This is a genomic window from Nocardia sp. XZ_19_231 (genome assembly GCF_015355705.1).
Classification (GTDB): Bacteria; Actinomycetota; Actinomycetes; order Mycobacteriales; family Mycobacteriaceae; genus Nocardia; species Nocardia salmonicida.
The window spans coordinates 38,092-57,561 of the sequence record NZ_JACUZI010000017.1 but is presented as its reverse complement, the minus strand read 5'-3'; the positions used below and the strand labels follow the sequence as shown (position 1 = coordinate 57,561).

The following is a 19,470-nucleotide window of genomic DNA, read 5'->3' as shown; positions in this document are numbered from 1 at the left end:
CGCCCAGGGCCTGTGCTCCGGGTCGACACACGGTCAACCCGCCGAAGGGGGTGGGGACTTTTAGGTGGCCACCAGTGGTGACCTACACGTGGCCACCAGTGGGGACTTTCTCATGGCCAGGGACACCCTGCCCTGCGTATGCTCGCACGAGCGTCAGCTGTCCGAGTATTCGATCTCACGCCAGGAATCCCTGGGATGGGCCTGCGAAACCTCTTCTCCGAAGCTGACGAGGCGCGGCGTGATCGCACCATGCAGGTCGCGTTGCCAGCGTTGAAGCACTCGCAGGTGCGTCAGGTCATTGATGGACCGTCATGGGAGCAGAGAGACGAATGGTGGTCCTTCGCGGTCAGGCACAAGCCGGTCGCCGTTGCGCAACGCAGGCATGCATGCCTACCCGTCGACCAACTCGGTCAGCCCGGCGTCGAGGGCGACAGCGTGTGAAACCGGGCCTATGTTGGGCGTTGCTCGAGTGCAAACGTCCAGCGATTGCCCATTCGTGTGGCTCGTCGAATCTTCCACTCGCGACAGACTCGTAGAAGCTGCTGAGCACCTCAGACCACTCTCGAAATTCGAACCCGGTCTGATCACCCAGGTTCGACTACGACACTGTCCGAATACGTCCTGACCTGCACATACTGCATGACACGGGAAACTCGAACCCCTGACCCCCACATTGCGAGGTTCGAGTCCACAGCCAGCCGCTAATACCGAGCAACAAAGCCGCCGCGAGCAGTTGGCTTAAAATCCCCGCTCGCCGGTGCACACGGTGACAAATGCAATGTTCAGCCCCACGATTCGGGGTCCGCCCCGCTCGCACGGGCGAGCACGGCACTCTTCGCTACGCCGCTGGCGAGTTGGTCGGCGAACGCGGACTGGGCCGCGGCGATCAGTTCCGCTGAAACGACGGGCGTGGCGACCATGATCTCGAGCAGCGCGTCCTGCACATCAATGCTGAGGGACAAGTGGGTCCGGCTGCGACCCTGCTGGGCTTCACCGAGTGCCCATTCGAACTGTCGACGCAGCTCGGCGTTGGTGCGCGGCCAGGAAGCTCGGCGTATGACCATGGCGTCCTCCGTGAAATCTTGGTGTGCAGGACGGACAGAGCCTTGCTCGGTCACTGGTTCGCCCTGATCTTGCCAATGAGCCCTCCCCTCTTTCGCAGCCGGCACGCCCAGGCCGGTCCAGAGGCAGCATGAAGTCGACACAGGTTGAGCCTGGACGTGATACGACTCGCCTCGACCGATGAGCCGGTCGAGGCGAGTCCTTCCCCGTGCACCCACGCGCCGCCGCCACGTCGCGGGGCGCGGTCCAGCCTAGGCGCCGCAGGACCACAGGCACAGGAGCCGCGCCAGCCCACTGGATATCGCATCTACGGTCGCTTGGTTGCCACTGCCACAGCCAACTTCGCGGATCGCTCTGCTGCCCGCCGCACGTGATACGAAGGCCGAGCTTCGCGATTCCCCACAGGGAGCAGCGACTTCGGCTGCACCAGCGCATACCCGAGATCGAGTGAGTCCAGTTCGGCTCACATGCGCGGGCCGCCCACCGACAGGTCGGGCGGTTGGTGCCGTCGCATCGATCCTAGGTTCGTTGCTGCATCGGTCGGGACAGAAGCGGGACTCCGCCGCACGGGTCGGCGCTGAAGGCTGCCGTAAAAGGACTGCACCTGACCGACCGCACCGACCTCTCCCAGTAGCCCGGTTGAGCGGAATCGAGAGGCACTGGACAGGTGATCAGATTCAAAACTGTGGAGTTTCTGTGGAGTTTGGGCAAACCACGTCAAATCTCGGGGTACAAGAAAACCCCCTCCGACCCAGGTCAGAGAGGGTTTTCACTGTCGGGCTGACAGGATTTGAACCTGCGACCACTTGACCCCCAGTCAAGTGCGCTACCAAGCTGCGCCACAGCCCGTTCTTGCACCCGTCTCCGGGTGCTCGAAAAGATTACCTCACGCCTTGGCGAAGGTACTAATCGGCTGGTAGATGCACCTTTTCCCGAGCTGGACGAGCGGTCACCAGAGGTGCGGTGGATCCCGACGAGGGTGCCGAGATCATCGGGGTCCCACGTGGTTCCGGGAAGCTCGGTGCCGGATCGGCAATGTGACATACTCGCGTCAGGCGGCATCGAGTTTTTCGGCGCCCGACCTGCCTCGGCTGCGGTGAAGATCGACCCGCATCGCCTTCCTGAGCGCACATCCGCGACAAGCGCATCAGATGCACCTCTCCCCCGGTTCGCCTCCGCCGTTGGGCGCGTTGCACCTGCCCTCGTAATCAGTGACCGAAGCGGCTCCCTGCCTGTTACCCGACTTCGCTGAGTCTTCAATAAGCAACAGAATGGAGTGAAAGTCCATGGTCTACCAACCTGATTACCACCGGCGCCGAGCGAGCGATCATCGAGAACACGCTCGATCGCAACCGCGAAGCGCTCATCGCGACCGCACGCGGCCTGTCCGACGACGACGCCCGCCGACGGCTCGTCGCGTCGCTGACGACGCCGATCTCCTTGATCAAACACGCGGCTGCGGCGGAACGGATCTGGTTTCAGCGGTTCTGGGCGGGACTCGACGAGACCGAGTGCGACGGGTACTCGAGCCGGGACGAGGGCACCTTCGTAGTTGCCGACGACGAATCACTGGACGACGTGATCGCAGAATTCGAGCGGGCCAGCGCGCGATCACGGGTGATCGCTGCCCGCTTCGGCCTCGACGACACGAAAGACAATCCCCGCGAAGGGACGGTCAGCATGCGATGGACCCTGCTCGCCATGATCGAGGAATTCGCCCGCCACGCAGGTCACGGCGACATCCTCCGTGAGCAGATCGACCATCCACATACGACACTCTGAGAACCGCGAATATCGCATGAAGGCTGTCGATCCCGACCGCAAGACCGCGACGATCACCATCACCGCACAACAGAACGGCAAGAGGATCTTCGGACGAGCGGTAGCCGTGATCCAGTGCGCGGATCGATGGCCTCCGAGCGATATCCCGTCTCAGCCGTCGAGGCAAACGGCGAGCAATCCGTCACTGACGCGAAGGCGCTCGGCCATCGTGACGAGGATGTCCATGGCCTCGCACGACAATCCGACGGCACGCACCAACAGTGCGCGCGGCTCCCCGAGTTCCAGCTCACGGATGAGCGTGTGATCGTCGGTCTCCGGATGGTTCGCCGCGAGGAAGAAGTAATCGGGGGTGACCTGGAAATAGGCGGCCAACGCCGCCACTGTTTTCGGGGATGGGTTGTCGCGATGCCCCGACCGAAGCTGTGACAAGTACGGTGCGGAGATGCGGTGGCCGGCCGCCTGCAGCATGCGCGCCACGTGACGGTTCGTGCATTGACGCACGTCCGGCTCCGAGGGGTTGTCGAAGAGCTCATTGAGGCGGGTGGCGAAGTGCGTCACAGCGGTTCCTCGGCGTCATGTTGATCAAAAGACCATCATGAGACGTGGACTGTGATTCCGGCAATAGTCCTAGCAAACTTGCGGACCTCATCACAGAAAACTAGACAGGCAGTCTGTTCGGCGTGACGACCGCTGACTCGACAGTGCCCTGTCCTATGCAAAACTGCATCCTAATTGTCCCCGCCCGTATCGAGGTGCTCACAGCGCCGGTGAAGGAGGCCTGACGGTGGGAGCTCGTACAGATACGCGCCAGAAGATGCTGTGCGGTGCGATCGAACTCCTGGGCGAGCGCGGTGCGGCGGGCGTGACCGTCGACGCGGTGCTCGCGCGCAGTGGCGCTCCGCGCGGCTCGGTGTACCACCACTTTCCCGGCGGACGTGCCGAGATCATGACCGAATCACTCACCCTCGCAGGCGACGCGATCAGCGCCCTCATCACCGAGGCAGCCGATCGCGGCGCCCTCGCAGTGCTGGCCGGGATCGCCGAATTCTGGACGGCGACCCTGGTGGCATCCGATTTCGAGGCGGGGTGTCCGGTGGTGTCGGTGGCGGTCGGCGGATCACCCGAAGACCGCCACTTACAACCCGAAGTAGCCGACATCCTGCACCGTTGGCACGACACCCTGACCGTCGCGATCACCGCGGAAGGTGTCGCACCGGCACGTGCGGCGCGCTTGGCCACGATGGCGATCGCCGGCGTCGAAGGGGCGGTGATCCTGTGCCGCGTCGACCGCTCCACTGCCCCGCTCGACGCGGTTGTCGACGAGTTGCGTGTACTGCTCGCCACCGCCGTCGACAAATAGATCAGTAGGTCGGCCATGGTCCGCCCCGGACCGGTTTGGTGGCGGTGACGCGGTGCTCGTTGTCCCGGAAGCGGGGTTCGTAGTGGGTGAAGAACACCTTGGCGACCAGGTCACGCCGACTGCGGACGCCGGTCTTGTCGAAGATGGCCTTCAGGTGCTGCTGCACGGTGTGCGCGGAGACGGTCATGTCGTGGGCGATCTGTGAGGTCGACGCGCCCTGTAGTACCAACCGGGTGACGTCGCGCTCGCGCTCGGTGAGCCCGTAGGCCGACATCAGCAGCGGGTAGATGCGGCTGGGATGGGCGGGTTCGATGATCACCGCGACCCTGGTCTGCCCGGTCGAGGTCAGGCGGGCGCCGTGCAACACCACCCAGGTGCCCGACCTGGACAGCGCTCGCGAGACGAGCACCTCGTCTGGGCGATCCTCGGCCGCGTTGCGGAACGCACGGGCGGCGAGGGTGACCACCGCACTCGGCAGCTTCTGACGATCCCAGTCACCGTCGGGCAGATCGGCTATCCAGCGCTGTACGCCCGCACTGGCCGATTCGATCTCGTAGGTCGAATCGAGCACCAGCAGACCGGGCGAATCCACGTATTCGGGTTCGTCCGCCTGCCCGATCAGCAGGGACCGGCGTACGCCGTCGGCCAGTGTCGGCGCGACGGTCGCCACGAATTCTTTCTCGGCGGGGTCGAACATCGCGGCACCGGGTTCGCGATAGAGCGCGAGCGCTCCCCACACCTCACCGGAGCGGGTGCGCAGGCGCGCGATCATCTCCTGGTCCCCACCCATCGTCATATTGCGTTGCCAGCGTTCACTTTTCGATGGGTCACCGCCGAGGGTGTCGTGCAGGGTCGACAATCCGGTCGCCGACCTGACGACGTCGACGATGCCGTTGCGCTCCTCGCCGTACTCCACGGCCAGCCACTGCGGCGGAAATTCGGCGAGGCCGCTATGGAAGTGACTTGTCATCAGCAATGACGCGGGATCGAGGGTGTACCAGCACGGCGTCCAGTAGTGCGGGACGGCGGAGGCCAACACCTCCGTCGCCTGCTGCCACAGCGACACCAGATCGTGCGGCTCGCGGCACACTCGCCCGATCTGGTCGGCGGCGCGTCGCATCGAATCCGTGCTCACCAGATCAACGGTAGGCCGTTGCCGGACCAGGGGAAATACCACGTTTGTGGAATATCGCTCGGACCGGAATGCTCCTAACCTCGATATATGACGAATACCGAAACCACGAATGTGCGACTCAGTCCGCCGCCGCCGGAATTGATGCGACTGATCAATCCTGTGGTTCGGCGCGTCTTGGCGACCCGATGGCTCGGCAATCGCATCCGACGGCAGGGAATGGTCGAAATCACCGGCCGTCGCACCGGCCGCAGTCTGCGGATCCCGGTCTGTCTGCATCGCGTCGGTGACGAGACGCTCATCTTCACCGAGCGGCCGTGGCGCCACAATCTGGCCGGCGGCGCACCCGTCACCGTCACCCATCGCGGGCAAATCCGTCACGGTCGTGCCGTGCTCGTCGACGCCGCACCTTCGCAGGTCGGTGCCGCGATGCGAGCGGCGATGGACGACGGTGCCCGCCCGTTCGAGCTCGGACTGAAGGTCACCCGTGGTTACGACCCGACCGCCGACGATCTCGGTGTCATCGCACGCTCGATCATTCGAGTCGATTTCGAGGACTGAGGAAACACCATGCGTATCAATCGAATCCAGCCCGACATCACTGTTCTCGCCGACGAATTGGAGGTTCCGGGTATCGGCCATCTACCGGTGAATGCCTACGTTCTGCACGCGACGGAACCCGTTGTCGTCGACACCGGACTCAGCCTTCCCGACCGTGGATTCATGTCGGCGCTGAGTTCTGTCATCGATCCCGCCGACGTGGAATGGATATGGCTCACCCATCCTGATCGCGACCACACCGGATCGCTGTTCGACCTGCTCGACGCCGCCCCGAACGCCCGGCTGATCACGACATTCCTCGGCCTGGGCATCATGTCGTGCGCTCGACCGGTCCCGATGGATCGGGTGTATCTGCTGAATCCGGGGCAGTCCCTCGACGTCGGCGACCGGCGTCTCACCGCGTTCCGCCCACCGCTGTTCGATAACCCGAGCACCGTCGGGTTCTACGACGAACACAGCGAATCATGCTTCACCTCGGACTGTTTCGGGGCTCCGATGCCGAGCGCCGAACTCGCGACCGCCGACGACGTGGGTTACGCGCCGTCGGACGCGATTCGCGCGGCGCAGCACCTCTGGGCGGCGGTGGACAGTCCATGGGTGCACGCCGTGGACGAGAGAAAATACCTTGCCACGGTGTCGGCGGTGCGCGCGTTCGACCCACGACGGATACTCAGCACACACCTGCCGCCCGCATCGGGACGCACGTCGCAGTACTGGGACATGCTTGCCGAGGCGCCGCAGGCAGAGCCGTTCGTCGGTCCTGATCAGGCTGCTCTCGAGCAGATGCTGGCGAGCTTCGAACCGTGAACGTCAGGCGGGGCGCAGGATTCTCAACGCGGCCCGCTCGATGCGGTCGGCGATTTCGGAGTACGACTCGTAGCCCATACCCGCCCGCACCAGCGCGCCGGCGTAGATCATCTCGAGCCATTCGATGACCTCGGTGTCGGCGTCGGGGCCGAGTGCGCGCGCGAGCCTGCCGCGGATCTCGATGCCGATGCGGGTGCGCAGGTGTTCGACGTCCGGGTCCGAGCCCAGGAGTGCGCCGGTGACCGCGCCGGACAACTCCTGCTCCTCGGCCACCAGTAGCGCGATGTTGCGTAGCTCGGCCAGCACCCGCACCGTCGGGTCGGGATCCTCGTTCGCGGGCGAGCCCGAGGCCAGTAGACGACGCCAGAAGATCTCGGCGACCAGGTGCTCCTTGGAGGAGAAGTAGGTGTACGCGGTCGCGGTGGCGACGCCCGCCTCTGCGGCGACCAGCCGAATCGTCATGCCGGAGAAGCCATCACGTGTCAGCACCACCAGCGCGGCCCTGGTCAATCGATCGACGGTATCGGCCTGCTTACCGGTCAATCGACGCCTGGTTGCTTCGAGGCTGATGGAATCGCTTTCAGACATGCGTCCGGATGTTACTCGGCAGTTCCGATGCCTCGGTGAACCGCACCGCGCGGGCGGGTTGTCCGGGGTTGATTCGGAATACGGTCCAGAATAGTATCTGGACACATGTCTGATGAACGAAACACCAGGTCCGTCGTCGGTAAGGTAGTCGTTGTCACCGGCGGCGCCCGCGGCATCGGACGGGCGGTCGCGAGCACGCTCGTCGACGCCGGATCGGTCGTCGCCATCGGCGACATCGACGCGACCACGGTCGCCCGCACCGGAACAGAGATCGCCGCGACGGTGGCACTGCACCTCGACGTCACCGACCCCGCCTCGTTCGCGACCTTCCTCGCCGAGGTCGAAAAGACCTGCGGCCCTGTCGATGTGCTGATCAACAATGCGGGCATCATGCCGGTCGGCCGGTTCACCGAGGAATCCGACGAGATCACCCGCCGGATTCTCGACATCAATGTCTACGGCGTCGCCCTCGGCACCAAACTCGTGCTGCCGTCGATGCTGGCTCGCGGCCGCGGCCACATCGTGAACATGGCCTCGATGGCGGGTGAGAATCCGACGCCGGGAATGGCCACCTACTGTGCGAGCAAGCAGGCCGTGCTCAGCTTCACCGAAACCATGCGCCTCGAGCACCGCGGCACCGGCGTGCGGTTCTCGGCGGTCCTGCCGACGTTCACCAGGACCGAGATGATCACCGGAACCCGCGCACCGCGCGCATTGCTCGCCGACCCCGCCGACGTCGCCGCCGCGGTCGCCGCATTGATCGCCCGGCCACGACGACGCGTCTCGGTCACCCGCCTCGCGGGCGTGCTCGCCGCCTTCAACAAGCTGACCCCACGCCCGCTCGGCGAATTCATGGCACGCCGGCTGGGCGTGCACCGCACCTTCATCGATGTCGACCGCGATGCCCGTCGCGTCTACGACGACCGGCTCGCGACCGACTGACCGCTCAGGCGCCGGTGCGGGAGAGGATCACCACGGGGATCTCCCGCTCCGTCCACGACTGGTAGGCATCGAAATCGGCGTAGAGCTCGGTCAACCGCGGCCACAGTCGTTGCCGCTGTTCGGCATCGGCGACGCGGGCAAGGACCGGGTAGTGCTCGGCGCGGATCCGAACGTGCGCGTTCGGATCCGCGAGCAGATTCAGATACCACTGCGGGTGATTGGCCAGGCCGCCCTGTGAACCGACGATGACCAGATCCTGGCCGTCGACGAGGTAGAGCAGTGGCGCGGTGAAGACCTTGCCGGACTTGCGACCTCGATGTTCGAGCAGCAGGGTCGGCACCGGCTTGCGGAACCCGGCCCCGATTCGCCAGGTTCCGCCGACGCGCCCGTTGGTGCGGCGATAGATCCACGCTTGCGCGCGCGATCCGTATCGGATGATCCGCGTCGTCATCGGCGCGTTCAGCCCTTTCGGCTGATTCTTCGGCATACCCATCGACCGCACGCTACAGCGGTCGCGGACGGCCGGGTTCGGCGTGTGTCATTTCTTGCGCCGCTCCTGCGCGATCACCTTGCCGACGGTGCCGTCGAGCGTCGTCCCCGCCGGCCAGCCGACGTAGTGGCACAGGAACAGCGCGATCTCGCGCAGCTGTTCCTCGGACAACTCACCGTTGCGCAACGCGGCGCCGATCTGGATCTCGGCGATGTCGAAACTGCCCTGCGCGGTGAGCGCACCGAGCAGCAGCAGGCGCCGTTCACGCACGGTCAGCGCGGGCCGCGACCAGATGTCGGCGAACAGATGGTCGGCGGTGACGGCGAAATGGTCGCCGGGACCGTCGGCGAATTCCCAGCCGTAGACCTCGCTCATCTTGGCCAGGCCACGCTGCCGGATGTCGGCGGGAGTCTCTCCGTCGGTGGTCATGATGTCTCCTTGTCGAGCACGGGGTGGGCGACGCCGAGCCCCTCGGCCAGGCGCGCGATGGCTAGTTGTGCCAAAGGCAGGTCGACGTCGAGCCGGTCACCGAGTTCGAGCGCCAGCGACAGGTCCTTCTCGCCGAGATCGCGCACGTGGCCGAGGATGGGAAACCAGAAGTCGTCCGGCTCGATCGGCGCGGTGGTGTCGCGCAGCATGATCGCGCCCGGCCCGCCGGTCACCGCGTCGGAGTGCCGGACCACCTTGCCGAGCGCGGTGAGACTGATCCCGGCGGCCTCGGCGAGCCGCTGCGCCTCGGTGGTGGCGGTGAACGAGATGAAGTGGAGCAGGTTGCGCGCCAACTTCATTCGCGTGCCCGCTCCGACCGGACCGGCGTGCACGATCAGGTCGGCGAAGCAACCGAACGGCGCCCTGATCTGGTCCACCGCGGCGTCGCTGCCGCCGACCATCACCGCCAGCCTGCCCTGGGTGGCGCCGGGCGCGCCGCCGCTGACGGGCGCGTCGACGAATTCGACCTCGTGCTCCGCGCAGCGGGCGGCCAACTCCTGCGCGGTCCGGTCGCTGATGGTGGAGTGCACCGCGACGACCGTGCCCGGCGCCGCGGTGGAGAGGATGCCCGCCGGGCCGGTCAGGACCTCGGTCACCTGCGCGTCGTCGATGACGGTCACGCAGATGATCCGCGCGTGCGTCGCGACCTGCGCCGGATCGGCGACCGCACGCGCGCCCGCCGCCACGAACGCTTCGGTGACCTCGGCGCGCACATCACAGACCGTCAGCCCGCCCGGCCATTCCAGCAGCCGTCGCGCGATCGGTGCGCCCATATTGCCGAGGCCGATGAAACCGACCGGGGCACTGGTGGATTCGGTGGTCATCGGATGATCTGTCCGCCGTCGACATTGAGGATCTGGCCGGTGACCCAGCCCGCGTCGTCGGAGAGCAGGTACAGGCAGGCGCCCACCAGGTCCTGCGGGGTGCCCATTCGCTTGATCGGGATGCGCTTCACCATGTCCTTGACCATGTTTCCCGGCGTGACAGTCAGGGTGGCTTCGGTGTCGATCGGACCGGGCGCGATGGCGTTCACCCTGATCTGCGAACCACCGAGCTCGGTGGCGAGCTGCTGGGTGAGCCCGTTGATGCCGACCTTGGCCAGCCCGTAGAAGCCCGAGTACAGCCAGGCGGCAGTGGAGGACTGGTTGACGATCGAGCCGCCGCCCGCCGCGACCATCGGCTGCCAGACCGCGCGCGTCACATTGAGCGCGCCGTCGAAGTTCACGCCCATGAATTTCTTGTAGTAGTCCCACGGCACGGTGAGCAGCAGATCGAGCTTCATCTCCCCGTAGATGGCCGCGTTGTTGACCAGATGGTTGATGGCGCCGAACTCGGCGACGGTGAATTCCGCCAGTGCGGCGGCGGATTCGGGATCGGCGACGTCGACGCGACGGAAGGCCGCCGACCCGCCGTCGGCGACGATCTGCTTGGCCACCTCCTCGCCGCGCTCGACATTGAGATCGGCGACAACGACATTGGCGCCTTCGGCGGCGAGCGCAGTGGCGTAGACCGCGCCGATGCCCTGCGCGGCGCCGGTGACGATCGCGGTACGACCAGTGAAACGTGCCATGGTTTTCAGCTCCTGAGTGTGGATGATTCGGTGAGGTCAGGCGGGGGTGGCGATCAGCTTGGTCTCGAGGTATTCCTCGAAACCGGCGACGCCCATCTCACGGCCGATGCCGGACTGCTTGTAGCCGCCGAACGGCGCGTCGGCGTGGTACCAGAGCCCGCCGTTGACGCTCAGGGTCCCGGTCCGCACCCCCGAGACCACGCGCTCGACCCGGTCCGGATCGGTGCCCCAGACCGAGCCCGACAGGCCGTAGGGCGATTCGTTGGCGAGCCGGATCGCGTCCTCGTCGCCGTCGTGGGCGATCACGACGAGCACCGGCCCGAAGATCTCCTCCTGCGCGACGGTCGCGGAGTTGTCGAGCCCACTGATGAGCGTCGGTTCGATGTAGTACCCGCGCTCTTTGTCCGCGGGCCTGCCACCACCGACTTCGATGTGTCCGCCTTCGGCGCGCGCGCTCTCGAGGTAGCGCTCCACCCGCGCCCGCTGCCGCTCGGAAATCAGTGGCCCGCAGACGGTTCCGGGCTTGTTCGGGTCACCGGCCTTCAGCCCGCGCAGCGCACCCGCGGCCGCGCTGACCGCGGCGTCGTAGGACTCGCGTGGCACCAGCAGCCGGGTGGTGAGTGCGCAGCCCTGACCGGCGTGCACGGCGACCGTGAACGCGGTGTAGCTGGCCGCTGTCGCGATATCGGCGTCGTCGAGCACGACGGCGGCGGATTTGCCGCCCAGCTCGAGGAAGGTGCGCTTGAGTGTCGCCGACGCGCCGACCATCACCGAGCGACCCGTCTGGGTCGAGCCCGTGAAGGTGATCATGTCGACCCGCGGATCGAGGACCAGCTGGGCGCCGATGCCGTGATCGGACGAGGTGACGATATTGATCACGCCCGCCGGGATATCGGTGTGCTCGGCGATGAGCGGGCCGAGCACGGCCGCGCACCACGGAGTGTCCGGGGCGGGCTTGAGCACCAGGGTGTTGCCCGCGGCCAGTGCGGGCCCGATCTTGGCCAGGTTGATCTGGTGCGGGAAGTTCCACGGCGTGATGGCGCCGACCACACCGACGGCCTCGCGGCGGACGACCCGACGGCTGGAGATGCCCATCTGGTCCCTGGTGCCGAGATCGGTTTCCCAGACGTAGTTCTCGGCCAGGTCGGCAGCGAAGGACAGGTCAGCGATCGGTCCCTCCAGCTGCGGCCCGCTGGTCAGCATGACCGGTGCGCCGACCTCGGCGATCGTGATCGCCCGCAGTTCCTCGAGGTTCTCGCCGAGCACGTCACGTAGTTGACGTAGGCAGTGCGCGCGGAACGCCGGATCGCGCGACCACTGCGTCTCGTCGAAAGCGGTGCGCGCCGCGGCGATGGCCGCCTCCATGTCGGCGCCCGAGGCGTCGGCGGCGTAGCCGAGCACCTCCTCGGTGGCGGGATTGATTGTCGCGAAGACACCGGAGCCACCCGGAATCAACTTGCCGCCGATCAACAGTGGTGTGCCGTCTGGGGGGACGAGGCCGTTCATAGCGAGGCTCCGATACGTGTCTGGACAGGTGTACGGAATATAGTTCGGTTTATCGACAAGACGCAAGACCATACAGTCCATTGGCCTGTACACCCGGCTGTAGTAGTATCCGGACACATGTCCGAAATCGCGCCTACCGGCATCGAAGCAACTCGCCGACGCCTGACCGAGAAGCAGGCCGATACCGTGGACCGCCTGACTGTCGCCGCTGTCGATGTGCTGTCGCGCGAGGGCTACTCGGGGACGACGATCCGGCTCGTCGCCGCGGCGGCAGGCGTCGGCACCGCCACCGCGTACACGTACTTCTCCTCCAAGGAACATCTGATCTCGGAGGTGTTCTGGCGACGACTGGTCGCCATGCCCCCACTCGAGGCAGGCGATGCCGATGCGACCACGCGCGTGGTCGCCGTCCTTCGACAGGTCTCGATGCTGGTGGCCGACGAACCCGCACTGGCCGGGGCGGTCAGCAGCGCGCTACTCGGCGACGACCCCGACGTACATCACCTACGAGTTCGCATCGGCATGGAGATCCGCCACCGACTCGACCAGGCGCTCAGCACTAAAGATCCGGAACGCCTGGCCGCACTCGAACTGCTGTACTCGGGCGCACTCCTCCAGGGCGGCATGGGCCTGCTGTCCTACGAGCAGGTCGCCGATCTGCTCGAAATGTGCGCGCGCCGGTTGATGGTCGAGCCCGCCACCGACGACTGACACGCTGGATTCGGGCCGATCGAGCCTTGTCGCACGCCCGCTACCGTAGTACTGTCCAGACACATGTCCACCAAGTGTCTGGACAGTATTCCGGGAAGGACGTTCCAATGACGCTGGTCAAACCGCAGCGCGTATCCGGAGGCGAAGAGGAACACGGGCACCTCGCCGAGTTCCGCACCGACCCGATCGCGCTGATGCGGCGCGTGCGAGCCGAGTGCGGCGATGTGGGGTCTTTCGAACTCGCGGGACGTGATGTCGTCCTGTTGTCCGGCGCCGAAGCCAATGAATTCTTCTTCCGCGCCGGCGACGAGGATCTCGATCAAGCCGCGGCCTACCCGTTCATGAAGCCGATCTTCGGCGAGGGCGTCGTCTTCGACGCACCACCGGAACGCCGCAAGGAGATGCTGCACAATTCGGCACTGCGCGCGGACCACATGCGTGGGCACGCGGGCACCATCGCCCACGAGGTGGACCAGATGGTCGCCCAGTGGGACGACGAGGGCGAGATCGACCTGCTCGAGTTCTTCGCCGAGCTGACCATCTACACCTCCTCCGCCTGTCTGATCGGCGTGAAGTTCCGCAATCAGCTCGACGGGCGCTTCGCGCACCTCTATCACGAACTCGAGCAGGGCACCGACGCCCTGGCCTACGTCGATCCGTACGCGCCGATCGAGAGCTTCACCCGGCGCGACGCGGCGCGTGTCGCCCTGGTCGAGCTGGTGCAGGCGATCATGGATCAGCGGGAGGCGAATCCGCCCGAGGGCAAAGACGACCGCGACATGCTCGATGTCCTCATCTCGGTGAAGGACGAGAACGGGGCACTGCGGTTCTCGGCCAGCGAGATCACCGGCATCTTCATCTCGATGATGTTCGCGGGCCACCACACCACCTCGGGCACAGCGGCCTGGACGATCATCGAGCTGCTGCGGCACCCCGAGACGATGGCCGGTGTCGTCGCCGAACTCGACCAGCTCTACGCGGACGGCGCCGATGTGAGTCACCATGCGCTGCGCCAGATTCCGAATCTGGAGGCCGCGCTCAAGGAGTCGCTACGGTTGCATCCGCCGCTGATCGTGCTCATGCGCGTGGCGCGCGCGGAGTTCGAGGTGTGCGGGCATCAGATCGCACCGGGCGACATGGTCGCGGCCACACCCGCCGTCTCCAACCGGATTCCGGAGGACTTCCCCGACCCGGACGCCTTCGATCCCGCGCGCTACCTCGATCCGCGCCAGGAAGACATCCTCAATCGCTGGACCTGGATTCCGTTCGGCGCGGGCAAGCATCGCTGTGTCGGAGCTCCGTTCGCACTCATGCAGCTCAAGGCGATCTTCTCGATTCTGCTGCGGGACTGGGAGTTCGAACTCGCCCAGCCGTCGGACACCTACCGCAACGATCACTCGAAGATGGTGGTTCAGCTCGAGCAACCCTGCCGCGTCCGTTACCGCCGCAGGCAGCGCTGAGCGCGGGCGGAGGATCACTGTGACAGCGTCGTCCATTCCCAGCGGATTCGATTTCACCGATCCGGCACTGTGGGAATCCCGCAACCCCGTCCAGGAATTCGCCGAGCTGCGCCGCACCGCCCCGGTCTGGTGGAACGCTCAGACCGACGCGCAGTCGGGCGGATTCCGCGACGGCGGCTACTGGGTGATCTCCAAGCACGAGGACATCAAGGAGATCTCGCGCAATCCTGAGCTGTTCTCCTCCCAGCAGAAGGGTTCGGTGATCCGGCTGCCCGGTGAGGTGACTCCCGAGCAGATCGAACTCACCGGCGCCCTGTTGTTGAATATGGATCCGCCCAAGCACACCAAGATCCGCCGCATCATCTCCAAGGGGTTCACACCGCGCGCGGTCGAGGGGTTGCGCGCGGCGTTGACCGAACGGGCGGCGGCGATCGTGCACGCGGCGCGGGAGGCGGGCGGCGGCGATTTCGTCGAGCAGGTGGCGTGTGAGCTTCCGCTGCAAGCCATCGCCGAACTGGTCGGTGTCCCCCAGCAGGACCGCCGCAAGCTGTTCGACTGGTCGAACCAGATGCTCAACTACGACGATCCGGAGTACGGCGACGCGACCACGACCGACGCCTCGTCGACCGCGGCGATGGAGATCCTCGGCTACGCCTGGAACATGGCCGAACAGCGGCGCGCCGAACCGGCCGACGACATCGTCAGCACACTGGTGCACGCCGATCTCGACGGGGAGGCGCTGGGCTCCGACGAGTTCGGGTTCTTCGTGATCCTGCTGGCGGTGGCGGGCAACGAGACCACCCGCAACGCCATCACCCACGGCATGAAGGCGTTCATCGACAATCCGGATCAGTGGGAGCTCTACAAACAGCAACGCCCACGGACCGCGATCGACGAGATCGTGCGGTGGGCGACGCCGGTGACGGTATTCCAGCGCACCGCGACCGCCGACACCGAGCTCGGCGGGCAACTCATCCGCGCTGGTGAACGTGTCGGATTGTTCTACAGCTCAGCCAATTTCGACGAGGATGCCTTCGAGCGCCCGTTCAGCTTCGACATCCTGCGCGACCCCAATCCGCATCTGGCCTTCGGCGGCACCGGCACCCATTTCTGTGTCGGCGCCAACCTGGCCCGGCTCGAAATCGAGCTGATCTTCAACGCCATCGCCGACGTGATGCCCGATCTGTCCCAGGTGTCGGAGCCCCAGCGACTACGGTCTGGGTGGATCAACGGCATCAAACACTGGCAGGTCAGCTACGAGTCGGGAGAACGGGACTGATGAGGATCGCACTGCTGTCCTACCGGAGCAAGCCGCACTGCGGCGGGCAGGGAGTGTATGTCCGGTACCTGAGCCAGGGGCTCGTCGAGCTCGGCCACGAGGTCGAGGTGTTCTCCGGACAGCCCTATCCCGAGGATCTCGATCCGCGGGTGCGTCTCACCGAGGTTCCGAGTCTGGACCTCTACCGCGACGAAGACCCCTTTCGCACACCGCATCCCCGCGAGATCCGCGATCGCATCGATCTGCTCGAGCTCGCCGCCATGTGGACGGCAGGGTTTCCCGAACCGCGCACGTTCAGCCTGCGCGCCGCCAGGCTATTGTCCTCGCGCGCACAGGATTTCGATGTCGTGCACGACAATCAGTGCCTCGGCTACGGCCTGCTCGACATCGCCGAGCAGCTGCCGCTGGTGGCGACCGTGCACCATCCGATCACTCGCGACCGCGCGGTCGATCTGGCCGCGACGCCGTGGCGGCGCAAGCTGTTCGTGCGACGCTGGTACGGCTTCCTCGGCATGCAACAGAAAGTCGCACAGCAGATTCCGGATCTGATCACGGTGTCCTCGTCTTCGGCCGCGGATATCGCCGAAGACTTCGGTGTGCGGCCGGGACAGTTGCATACCGTTCCCCTCGGCGTGGACACCGAACTGTTCCGGCCACGCGAGACACCGAGGGTGCGTGGGCGGATCGTCGCGGTCGCCAGTGCCGACAAGCCACTCAAAGGCATTGCACACCTGCTGAAAGCCGTGGCCCGGCTGCGCCATACCTGCGATGTCGAGCTCCGGCTGGTCGCGAAGCTGGAACCGAACGGCCCCACCGAGAAGCTCATCGCCGAACTCGGCATCGCCGATATCGTCACCCCGGTCAGCGGAATGAGCGACGAGCAGTTGGCCGAACTGCTCGCCTCGGCCGAGCTCGCCTGCATTCCGTCGATGTACGAAGGGTTTTCGCTGCCCGCGGTCGAGGCGATGGCCAGCGGCACGCCGCTGGTCGCCAGCCGGGCGGGCGCGCTGCCCGAGGTCGTCGGCGAGTGCGCCGAACTGGTCGAGCCGGGTGATGTGGACGCGCTGACCCGGGTGCTCGGCGAGCTGCTCGCCGACCCCTCCCGACGCGAGCTCCTCGGCGCGGCGGGTCGTGTTCGCGTTCTCGAGCTGTTCAGCTGGTCGGCCGTCGCCGCACAGACGGTCGCGATCTACGACCAGGCGATCACCCGCCGCTCCCCCACCCCGCCGGGCACCGCCCGATGACGACACCGCCCGACCCTGTGCAGCACCTGGAGGCCTCATGTTGACCGTCGATTTCGACCGCTTGGGCGTCGGACCCGGATCACGGGTGATCGACATCGGCTGCGGCGCGGGCAGACATTCCTTCGAGGCCTACCGCCGCGGAGCCGACGTCGTCGCGTTCGACCAGAACGCCGCCGACCTGGCCGATGTCGACATCATGTTCGAGGCCATGGCCGCGGCCGGCGAGGCGCCGGAGTATGCCAAGGCCGAGACCGTGCGCGGCGACGCGCTCGATCTGCCCTACGGCAACGAGGAATTCGACGTGGTCATCGCCTCGGAGATCCTCGAGCACGTCCCGCAGGACACGCAGGTGATCGCCGAACTGGCGCGGGTGGTCAAACCCGGTGGCACGCTGGCGGTCACGGTGCCGCGCTGGCTGCCCGAACGCATCTGCTGGGCGCTCTCGGACGAGTACCACGCCAACGAAGGCGGCCACGTGCGCATCTATCGCGCCGACGAGCTGCGCGACAAGATCACCGCGCGCGGTCTGCGCTACCACCACCAAGACTTCGCGCACGCGCTGCACGCACCCTTCTGGTGGCTGAAATGCGCTGTCGGCGTGCGCAACGACAAGCACCCACTGGTGAGCGCATATCACCGCATGCTGGTGTGGGACATGATGTCGGCGCCCGCCGTGACGCGCACGGCCGAACGTGTGTTGAATCCGCTGGTCGGCAAGTCCGTCGCGCTCTACTTCACGAAACCGGCGGTGCGCGGCGATGCCCGTTGAGCTACCGGCCGTTCCCGGGGTCGTCTCCGCGCGGGATATCCGCCAGACCGCCGAATCCATCGCCGCCACACAGGAACCCGATGGCGCGATTCCCTGGTTCAGCGGCGGTCACACCGATCCGTGGGACCACATCGAGTCCGCGATGGCACTGACCGTGGCCGGCCTGTGGGACGAAGCCCGTGAGGCCTACATCTGGTCGGCGAAATCGCAACGCTCCGACGGCTCGTGGCCGATGCAGGTGCGCGGTGGCGTGATCGAGAATCACGACGCCGACACCAACTTCTGCGCCTACCTGGCCACCGGCGTCCTGCACGCCCTCTCGATCACCGGCGATACCGGCTTCGCCGCCGAGCTGTGGCCGACGGTTCGCGCCGGCATCGACTTCGTGCTCGGCCTCCAGCTGGGCGCGCACGGCGAGATCCATTGGTCGGCAAACGAATCCGGGTCCTCGGGCGAAGCCTTGCTGACCGGCTGTTCCAGCATCTTCCACAGTCTCGGCTGCGCGGTGACACTGGCCGAGCGGGTGGGCGATCCACGCCCGGACTGGGCGGCGGCCCGCGACCGGCTCGGCCACGCCCTGCGCCATCGTCCGGAAGCCTTCCTGGACAAGAGCCGCTACTCCATGGACTGGTACTACCCCGTCCTCGGCGGTGCGGTGCGCGGCGTCGCGGCCACGGAGCTGATAGCTCGGCGCTGGAACGAATTCGTCGTCGGCGATCTCGGAATCCGCTGCGTCTCCGACGCACCGTGGGTCACCGGCGCCGAGACCTGTGAACTGGTGCTCGCCCTGGACGCCATCGGTGACACCGCTGCCGCCGCCACCCTGTTCGCCAATATGCAGCATCTGCGCGAACTCGACGGTTCCTATTGGACCGGACTGGTTTTCACCGATGGCAAGCGCTGGCCGGAAGAACGCACCACGTGGACCGGGGCGGCTGTCGTGCTCGCCGCCGACGCCCTCACCCGCACCACCGCGGGCAACGGCATCTTCCGCGACGCGCTCCCCCGCTGAGGCGACTCAGCCGCAGGCGGCGGTGCGCTGCAAGATGCGCAGCGAACCGGTGACCGAGAGTTCGCTGAACTTGCCGCTGTCGAGCGCACGGCGATAGATGTTGAACGGCGCGCTGCCGCCATCGGCGGGGTCGGGGAAGACGTCGTGGATGGCGAGCAGCCCGCCGCCCGCCACCCAGGGCACCCAGTTGTCGTAGTCGCGCTGAGCGGCTTCCTCGGTGTGGCCGCCGTCGACGAACAGCATCCGCAGCGGGGCCCGCCAGATGCGCGCCGCGGCGGTGGACGAGCCGATGATCGCGGTCACCGTGTCGGTGAGCTCGGCCCGAATCATGGTGCGCCGGAACGTGGTCACGGTGTCGAAGACGCCGGTCTCCGGGTCGACCAGGGTGGTGTCGTGGTACTCCCAGCCCGGCTGGTGCTCCTCGGAGCCGCGGTGGTGGTCGACGGTGAACACGGCGGCGCCGGTCTCGCGGGCTGCGGCGCCGAGATAGACGGTCGACTTGCCGCAATAGGTGCCGATCTCCATGATGATTCCGTCGCCCGCGTACGCGCGAGCGGCAGCGTAGAGGGCGTGTCCCTCGTCCGGCGGCATGAATCCGATGGTCTGTTCGGCGAGTGCGAACAGGTCGCTGGTACCGGCGGAGATTTCGTCTACAGCTGCCATGCGAGCCACGCTAACATATGAACTGGAATACAATCCGGACTAC

At 66.2% G+C, this 19,470-nt stretch carries 22 protein-coding genes, 1 tRNA gene and 1 pseudogene; 13 read left to right on the top strand and 11 right to left on the bottom strand.

The annotated features are described in order from the left end of the window. Nucleotides 1-195 precede the first annotated feature (195 nt). Complete coding sequence (locus IBJ82_RS34220) at nt 196-441, top strand: hypothetical protein (RefSeq protein WP_194830126.1); 246 nt, start codon at nt 196-198, stop codon at nt 439-441. A gap of 341 nt (nt 442-782) precedes the next feature. On the opposite strand, the gene IBJ82_RS34215 is transcribed toward IBJ82_RS34220, so the two are convergent. Beyond that, on the bottom strand, nt 783-1,064 hold the full coding sequence (locus IBJ82_RS34215; RefSeq protein WP_194830125.1) for a hypothetical protein: 282 nt from the start codon (nt 1,062-1,064) through the stop codon (nt 783-785). 773 nt (nt 1,065-1,837) lie between these two features. Then, nucleotides 1,838-1,911, bottom strand: a tRNA-Pro gene (locus tag IBJ82_RS34210). Nucleotides 1,912-2,361: 450 nt separating this feature from the next. Between IBJ82_RS34210 and IBJ82_RS34205 the strand changes: the two genes are divergently transcribed. Beyond that, the gene (locus IBJ82_RS34205; RefSeq protein WP_228538096.1) at nt 2,362-2,844 is read left to right on the top strand and encodes a DinB family protein; all 483 of its coding nucleotides are present in this window, start codon (nt 2,362-2,364) and stop codon (nt 2,842-2,844) included. Nucleotides 2,845-2,857: 13 nt separating this feature from the next. Next, nucleotides 2,858-2,950: pseudogene (locus IBJ82_RS35555) on the top strand (3-hydroxyacyl-ACP dehydratase); the annotation flags it as partial. 44 nt (nt 2,951-2,994) lie between these two features. Here IBJ82_RS35555 and IBJ82_RS35170 read toward each other — a convergent pair. After that, nucleotides 2,995-3,402 (bottom strand): helix-turn-helix domain-containing protein, encoded by a 408-nt coding sequence (locus tag IBJ82_RS35170; RefSeq protein ID WP_370585611.1) that lies wholly within the window; start codon nt 3,400-3,402, stop codon nt 2,995-2,997. Nucleotides 3,403-3,628: 226 nt separating this feature from the next. On the opposite strand from IBJ82_RS35170, the gene IBJ82_RS34195 reads away from it, so the two are divergent. After that, on the top strand, nt 3,629-4,204 hold the full coding sequence (locus tag IBJ82_RS34195) for a TetR/AcrR family transcriptional regulator (RefSeq protein ID WP_370585610.1): 576 nt from the start codon (nt 3,629-3,631) through the stop codon (nt 4,202-4,204). Between the two features lies 1 nt (nt 4,205). On the opposite strand, the gene IBJ82_RS34190 is transcribed toward IBJ82_RS34195, so the two are convergent. Beyond that, nucleotides 4,206-5,339 (bottom strand): LuxR C-terminal-related transcriptional regulator, encoded by a 1,134-nt coding sequence (locus IBJ82_RS34190; protein ID WP_370585609.1) that lies wholly within the window; start codon nt 5,337-5,339, stop codon nt 4,206-4,208. A gap of 87 nt (nt 5,340-5,426) precedes the next feature. Between IBJ82_RS34190 and IBJ82_RS34185 the strand changes: the two genes are divergently transcribed. Together IBJ82_RS34185 and IBJ82_RS34180 are read left to right on the top strand one after the other, a co-directional pair. Further along, complete coding sequence (locus IBJ82_RS34185; RefSeq protein WP_228538093.1) at nt 5,427-5,897, top strand: nitroreductase/quinone reductase family protein; 471 nt, start codon at nt 5,427-5,429, stop codon at nt 5,895-5,897. 9 nt (nt 5,898-5,906) lie between these two features. Continuing rightward, complete coding sequence (locus IBJ82_RS34180; RefSeq protein WP_194830124.1) at nt 5,907-6,704, top strand: MBL fold metallo-hydrolase; 798 nt, start codon at nt 5,907-5,909, stop codon at nt 6,702-6,704. 3 nt (nt 6,705-6,707) lie between these two features. On the opposite strand, the gene IBJ82_RS34175 is transcribed toward IBJ82_RS34180, so the two are convergent. Beyond that, nucleotides 6,708-7,292, bottom strand: coding sequence for a TetR/AcrR family transcriptional regulator (locus tag IBJ82_RS34175; protein ID WP_228538092.1), 585 nt, complete (start codon nt 7,290-7,292; stop codon nt 6,708-6,710). 105 nt (nt 7,293-7,397) lie between these two features. On the opposite strand from IBJ82_RS34175, the gene IBJ82_RS34170 reads away from it, so the two are divergent. Further along, on the top strand, nt 7,398-8,234 hold the full coding sequence (locus IBJ82_RS34170) for an SDR family oxidoreductase (protein WP_194830123.1): 837 nt from the start codon (nt 7,398-7,400) through the stop codon (nt 8,232-8,234). Nucleotides 8,235-8,238: 4 nt separating this feature from the next. Here IBJ82_RS34170 and IBJ82_RS34165 read toward each other — a convergent pair whose 3' ends face one another. From IBJ82_RS34165 to IBJ82_RS34145, 5 genes are read right to left on the bottom strand one after another with little or no spacing between them, the layout of a single operon-like run. After that, nucleotides 8,239-8,721, bottom strand: coding sequence for a nitroreductase family deazaflavin-dependent oxidoreductase (locus IBJ82_RS34165; RefSeq protein WP_370585612.1), 483 nt, complete (start codon nt 8,719-8,721; stop codon nt 8,239-8,241). A gap of 51 nt (nt 8,722-8,772) precedes the next feature. After that, complete coding sequence (locus IBJ82_RS34160) at nt 8,773-9,153, bottom strand: carboxymuconolactone decarboxylase family protein (RefSeq protein WP_194830121.1); 381 nt, start codon at nt 9,151-9,153, stop codon at nt 8,773-8,775. Continuing rightward, complete coding sequence (locus IBJ82_RS34155; RefSeq protein ID WP_194830120.1) at nt 9,150-10,037, bottom strand: NAD(P)-dependent oxidoreductase; 888 nt, start codon at nt 10,035-10,037, stop codon at nt 9,150-9,152. The genes IBJ82_RS34160 and IBJ82_RS34155 overlap by 4 nt, the downstream gene beginning before the upstream one ends. Then, the gene (locus IBJ82_RS34150; protein ID WP_062988517.1) at nt 10,034-10,783 is read right to left on the bottom strand and encodes an SDR family oxidoreductase; all 750 of its coding nucleotides are present in this window, start codon (nt 10,781-10,783) and stop codon (nt 10,034-10,036) included. The genes IBJ82_RS34155 and IBJ82_RS34150 overlap by 4 nt, the downstream gene beginning before the upstream one ends. Nucleotides 10,784-10,819: 36 nt before the next feature. Beyond that, nucleotides 10,820-12,289, bottom strand: coding sequence for an aldehyde dehydrogenase (locus tag IBJ82_RS34145; RefSeq protein WP_194830119.1), 1,470 nt, complete (start codon nt 12,287-12,289; stop codon nt 10,820-10,822). Between the two features lie 117 nt (nt 12,290-12,406). Between IBJ82_RS34145 and IBJ82_RS34140 the strand changes: the two genes are divergently transcribed. The 6 genes from IBJ82_RS34140 to IBJ82_RS34115 all read left to right on the top strand — a co-directional run bounded on the left by IBJ82_RS34140 (nt 12,407) and on the right by IBJ82_RS34115 (nt 18,764). Then, a complete protein-coding gene (locus IBJ82_RS34140; protein WP_194830118.1) occupies nt 12,407-13,000 on the top strand; it encodes a TetR family transcriptional regulator in 594 nt (197 codons plus the stop codon). Nucleotides 13,001-13,107: 107 nt separating this feature from the next. Beyond that, nucleotides 13,108-14,460, top strand: coding sequence for a cytochrome P450 (locus IBJ82_RS34135; RefSeq protein WP_194830117.1), 1,353 nt, complete (start codon nt 13,108-13,110; stop codon nt 14,458-14,460). Between the two features lie 19 nt (nt 14,461-14,479). Continuing rightward, complete coding sequence (locus IBJ82_RS34130) at nt 14,480-15,739, top strand: cytochrome P450 (RefSeq protein ID WP_194830116.1); 1,260 nt, start codon at nt 14,480-14,482, stop codon at nt 15,737-15,739. Further along, a complete protein-coding gene (locus IBJ82_RS34125) occupies nt 15,739-16,983 on the top strand; it encodes a glycosyltransferase family 4 protein (RefSeq protein WP_194830115.1) in 1,245 nt (414 codons plus the stop codon). The genes IBJ82_RS34130 and IBJ82_RS34125 overlap by 1 nt, the downstream gene beginning before the upstream one ends. A gap of 37 nt (nt 16,984-17,020) precedes the next feature. Next, nucleotides 17,021-17,752, top strand: coding sequence for a bifunctional 2-polyprenyl-6-hydroxyphenol methylase/3-demethylubiquinol 3-O-methyltransferase UbiG (locus IBJ82_RS34120; protein ID WP_194830114.1), 732 nt, complete (start codon nt 17,021-17,023; stop codon nt 17,750-17,752). Beyond that, nucleotides 17,742-18,764, top strand: a complete 1,023-nt coding sequence (locus IBJ82_RS34115; protein ID WP_194830113.1) for a prenyltransferase — start codon at nt 17,742-17,744, stop codon at nt 18,762-18,764. Before IBJ82_RS34120 ends, IBJ82_RS34115 begins: the two co-directional genes overlap by 11 nt. 6 nt (nt 18,765-18,770) lie before the next feature. Here the strand turns inward: IBJ82_RS34115 and IBJ82_RS34110 are convergent, their stop codons facing one another. Continuing rightward, nucleotides 18,771-19,427, bottom strand: coding sequence for a class I SAM-dependent methyltransferase (locus IBJ82_RS34110; protein ID WP_194830112.1), 657 nt, complete (start codon nt 19,425-19,427; stop codon nt 18,771-18,773). Between the last annotated feature and the right edge of the window lie 43 nt (nt 19,428-19,470).